General features: G+C 61.9%; 2 protein-coding genes. One reads left to right on the forward strand and one right to left on the reverse strand.

All coding sequences use genetic code 11. The features are described 5' to 3' along the window. Window positions 1-536 precede the first annotated feature (536 nt). Window positions 537-1,424 (forward strand): hypothetical protein, encoded by an 888-nt coding sequence (locus A2J03_RS04910; protein WP_231912371.1) that lies wholly within the window; start codon window positions 537-539, stop codon window positions 1,422-1,424. Between the two features lie 339 nt (window positions 1,425-1,763). Here the strand turns inward: A2J03_RS04910 and A2J03_RS04915 are convergent. Beyond that, window positions 1,764-2,530: phosphoadenosine phosphosulfate reductase domain-containing protein (locus A2J03_RS04915; RefSeq protein ID WP_068370366.1), on the reverse strand; the 767-nt coding region annotated here is incomplete at its 5' end.

Here is a 2,530-nt window from a genome sequence, read left to right on the forward strand (position 1 = left end):
GCAGCTTGTCGGACGTCGTCGACGTCGCCTGGACTATCGGCACTCCGACCGACCTGCCTGGTCGGCCCGGATGATCGACGGCCCCCTTGCAGAGGCTGTAACTGGACGACCCTCGTCTACATCGCACCTGCAGCGCTTCAGGGTCTCTCGGGGGCCCTGCAGGCCGATTCCAGGGAAGCCATCCGCAGTCCATGGGACTGGCAGTGCCGGCACCGAGCTCGGCGCGCGAAATCCCGACCGCGCACCACAGAAACTTGGCATCCGCGGAGCCAGGGGGCGTGCCGTTTCCGCAGTTCAGAAGGTATTCCGATCGAACAATATTGGGGTCGAAGGAGGTGGCCGGGCCAGGAAGATTCTCGCATCTGTAGACGATCTTTTTCTTGTCGCGGACTGCGAGACGTTGAGGACGGACCGCCCGCGTCCGGCGCTCGACAGGCGACAAGGGGACGTGTCGTTCTACCTGTTCAGGGGCTATTTCAGGCGGTCTGCACCCTCGGTTGATGCCGCGGGTACTGCGGCGGCGGCCACGAGCTCACGTGCCTTCCGCGCGTAGCCGCAATCGGATCACGCCAGAGGGCGGTGCATTCGATCCCGACCGGGGATCGAGTGACGATCCCGAGAAGAAGCAGGGAGTGGTGGTTCCCCACTCCTCCTTCGCGGACCGAGTTGCAAATCGGGATCACGCTCGCGAGCTCGACACAGACATCGAAGGGCTTTCCGGTCTCACACGAGCCCGCCGAGATCTCGAACGGGCATTCCCGAGGAACACTGCTGCGCCGATCACCAACGAACGGACGAGACGTGTTCTGCCAGCGGCGATCGAGCTTCGCAAGAAGCTCAGTGCTCGCCAACGAAATGTGCGCTCGTCAACCAAGAGGGCCGTCGAGCGGACCGTCCCTCATGCGCAGCACCGTGCGATGGCATCACTGATCGGCGATCCAGAGAACTGGAAGCGAACCAACGACGCGCTGTCCGACGTCAACGGCGACGCCGTGCGGCTCGACGACGATCGGCGGCGTCAGATTCAGCGCGTCGACCGTGCAATTCAACGGTACGAACGCCATTCCGGCCGTGGACATTTGGTGTACACGGTGGTAAGTCTGCCCGCTGTGGTATCTCATTCAGCCGAACTACCGGACACACTCTCGCCCGGCTCTGTCGTCGCCTTCGACCGCTTCACCGGCGCCCGTCATTCATTGCACGAGCTCGACTCGCACAGCTCTCCGACCAACGTCGTTTTCGAGATCCAGACGACCCGTGGTCTTTACTTGGGAGCCTCGGACAAGGGAGACGACACAAGCCACCTGTTACCGCGTGGCACTCGGTACCGCGTTGTGGGATCACACTTCGCCCCCTACGAGCGACCGGGCCAGCCCATAGGGGAGCGGCTCGTCGTTCAACTCGAAGACATCGACACCGATTGAAGATGAACGGAAGGCAGACATGACAACCCACAGCTCTCCACCACCGTCGCACAGACGAGAAAACCGCCCCTCGTGGCGGTTTCACCCCGACATCATGCCGAGCGCAGACTTTCGTGCGGTAGAGCCGGGTGAACCAGAGATCGGACCGACCGACGGCGCAACAGGTGCCCAGGGTGAAGAATCGGACTGACCGAATAAAGTCGGCAGATGGCTTTGCATCAGTTGCTCGATGGATCCGGACAGAAAAATAGTCGGAGGCCACCGTAGTGGTGTGCCTCCGACTCACCCTGTGCAATCTCAGTACAGCCAATCATACACCCGCACAGACGATTGTGCGGGTTAAACGAACTCTCGGACTCGCGGAAGTACCTCGGCAATTTCCTCGAACAATGCTGGCCATCCCCTGCGGAGGCGGGTGACCCGCCCGGTTTCGAGAAAGTTGCCGTCAAGAATGTGCGAAACCCGAAGATTTGTTGCAGGAGCGCCTAGTTCGGCCAATTTTGCGTAGACCGGATTGCTCGGCAACCCATTTCGTGCGGAGTACGCGAACACATCCGCCGTCGACCAATCCCACACCGGTCCGTACGCCACAGTGCCGTCCGCCCTGCGAATCGTCCCACCGTGGCGTTTGTCCTGCTCGATCCTGCTCACGCAACAACGATGAGGGGTACAGACGTCCCTAATCTCGCGGGCGAGCGCCGAGTAGTACAACGTCCACCGTCCGCTTCCCTTTCTCGATTCTTCGGCACGAACACCCCAAATCTCTCCGTCGCCGAACATCGCGTGTGCACGCCGGGCCGGCTGCGCGATCAGAGTGTCGAACCCGCCGGGCAGCACCCTGTCCGAGGCGGCTGCGCGATGGTTCCATTCTCCGGTCCCAGCCAGAACCGTCAGCAGCGCCGGCTCGGCCCGAATGACGTGCAAGTCGAGATCGAGCATCGTCGCGACCTGCAGGACGTACGCGTACGTCTCGGGATATTCGAGACCGGAATCGAAGAAGGCGACAGGCACGTTCGGGTCTGCCTTTCGCGCGAGGTGCACTGCTACGAGTGAGTCTTTTCCGCCACTGAAAGCGACGTAGCCGTCGTAACGGCCGAGGTGGTCGC

This window comes from Rhodococcus sp. EPR-157 (assembly GCF_001647195.1).
Taxonomy (GTDB): Bacteria; Actinomycetota; Actinomycetes; order Mycobacteriales; family Mycobacteriaceae; genus Rhodococcoides.